Here is a 1,814-nt window from a genome sequence, read left to right as displayed (position 1 = left end):
CTAGAACACCGATTCAGTAATCGGTAAACAAAAGAAAAATCAGCCGAAAGTCAAGTAAATAGTGAAGAATAAAATAGAGTAAATGCCTACCAGCTAAGGCTTACAGTGACAAGCAAGATTTGAGAGATATTTAATAAAGTCTCAAGGAAAGACATAACCAAAATTGATGTAAAGTCAGGTAATAAATGTGCATGACCAACAGCAAATTTACGTATGCGACCCCAGATATGGCAGCCGCCGATAGAACTATCGGCATTAGAGCAAAGTATCGTCAAGCGGATTAAACGAGCAAAACTGTTTACGTTCTTACGGCAATATCGCCATCAATTATTTGATGAGGAATTTCAACAAGAACTGAGCAAGCTGTATGCAGATTCTCCCAAAGGGCATCCACCAGTACCACCAGCACAGTTGGCCTTAGCAACCATCTTGCAAGCATATACAGGAGCTTCGGATGCAGAAGCAATTGAAGCATTAGTTATGGACAGACGTTGGCAACTGGTACTCGATTGCATAGATTGCGAAAAGGCACCTTTTTCGCAGGCTACTTTGGTGAGATTTCGCAGTGCGCTGATTATCCAAGGACTTGACCGTAGGCTGATTGAAAGAACCGTAGAATTAGCCGAGCAAACCAAGGGTTTTGGTTCAAGACAGTTACGAGCAGCACTGGATTCTAGCCCTTTGTGGGGAGCATCAAAAGTTGAAGACACATATAACTTGTTGGGTCACGCGCTGAAAAAAGCGATTGGCGTGATAGCTCGTCAGCAGGGGAGGGAGTTGGCGGAAGTTGCTTGTGATATTGGCGTGGATATAGTAGCCAGTTCCAGCTTGAAAGCGGCTTTAGATTTGAACTGGGATGACCCAGACCAGAAAAATTTAGCTTTGGGGATTGTTCTGGACGCTTTAGAGCGATGTGAAAATTTTGTGCAAACACAACCAGAAAGTAGCGAACACCCTCAAGTTCGTTCAGCCTTGTCAACTGCAAGGTTGATTGAAGCCCAAGATGTGGAAATAGATGCTCATGGTGAAATAAAACTACTCTCTGGGGTTGCCAAAGAACGACGCATTTCTATAGAAGATGATGAAATGAGGCACGGGCGTAAAAGTAAAAGCCAGCGATTTGATGGTTACAAACGTCATATTTTACGAGATTTAGACAATGGACTGGTTCGAGCCGTTGGAGTCACAAGAGCTAATATCCCTGAAGCATCTGTTGGTGATGCAATTGCTATCGATTTGGAATCTCAGAAAGTCAAGTTGGTTGAGTTACACATTGACCGTGCCTACCTCAGTAGTTCCTTAGTTCAAAACCGAGATGAAGAACTAACTATTTACTGTAAAGCTTGGCAGGTCAAAAACGGCAAGAGGTTTACCAAAACTGCTTTTATCCTTGATTGGGACAATCACACTATTTCCTGCCCGAATGGGGTCACTTTACCTTTTTACGTTGGTGGCAAAGTTCAGTTCCCCAAAAATATTTGTGCAACTTGTCCGTTAAGGGAAGCTTGTACTACTTCTAAAACTGGACGCAGTGTTGCGATTCATCCTGATGAGCCGTTATTTCGGGAACTACAACAACGTCAATTAACCCCTACTGGTCGTGCAAAACTTCGAGAACGCGTTGCTGTTGAGCATTCTTTATCTCATATTGGTCGCTGGCAAACAGATAAAGCTCGTTACGTTGGTTCTCGCAAAAATCTCTTTGATCTTCGCCGTACCGCCGTTGTTCACAATCTTCATGTCCTTGCCAAAATTTTTACCCGCGCTACTGAGCAGTCTCCTACTTCATCCTGATTACTGAATCGGTGTTCTAG

At 43.3% G+C, this 1,814-nt stretch carries 1 protein-coding gene; it reads left to right on the top strand.

The window, feature by feature from the left end:
• Nucleotides 1-213: 213 nt before the first annotated feature.
• Nucleotides 214-1,794: an IS1182 family transposase gene (locus VE944_RS04225; protein WP_324972740.1), complete on the top strand. Its 1,581-nt coding sequence runs from the start codon at nucleotides 214-216 to the stop codon at nucleotides 1,792-1,794.
• Nucleotides 1,795-1,814 lie beyond the last annotated feature (20 nt).

Origin of the sequence: Nostoc sp., from assembly GCF_035638895.1 — a bacterium.
Classification (GTDB): Bacteria; Cyanobacteriota; Cyanobacteriia; order Cyanobacteriales; family Nostocaceae; genus Nostoc.
The sequence above is the reverse complement of the archived record's forward strand: the minus strand, read 5'-3'. Positions and strand labels throughout refer to the sequence as shown.